General features: G+C 64.5%; 1 protein-coding gene. It reads right to left on the bottom strand.

From position 1 onward, the window contains the following. Positions 1 to 327: electron transfer flavoprotein subunit beta/FixA family protein (locus AC07RN_RS21135; protein WP_478337241.1), on the bottom strand; the 327-nt coding region annotated here is incomplete at its 3' end. Between the last annotated feature and the right edge of the window lie 143 nt (positions 328 to 470).

Below are 470 nucleotides of genomic sequence, written 5' to 3'. Positions count from 1 at the left end.
CTGTCCGAGAGCGGCAGCCAGCGTCCAGCCGGTCTGGATCGCGTCGGAGCCGTGCAGAGCCGGATCGTTGACGTGGACGGCCTTGTCGGCGCCCATGGACAGCGCCTTGCGGATGGCGTCGGTGGCGCGGTCGGGGCCGGCGCACAGCACGATCACCTCTCCGCCCTGGGCCTCCTTGATGAGGAGGGCTTCCTCGACGGCGCGCTCGTTGATCTCGTCGAGCACGGCGTCGGCAGCCTCACGGTCGAGCGTGAAGTCGCCGTCGGACAGCTTGCGCTCGGACCACGTGTCGGGGACCTGCTTGATCAAAACGACGATGTTCGTCATGGGTCTTCGTCGACCTCCTGTTTGTAGCTAGCTGATGATCGCGAGCAACTCCGCGACATGCCGAGCTCTCGTAAGCAATTTCGGTTGCACGTTGGCTGTGCGACAGATTACCCCACGGCAAGTTACCGGCCGGTAACTTAGGC

The organism is Lelliottia sp. GFLA7 (genome assembly GCF_056490165.1).
This window is presented reverse-complemented; position numbering and strand designations above follow the sequence as displayed.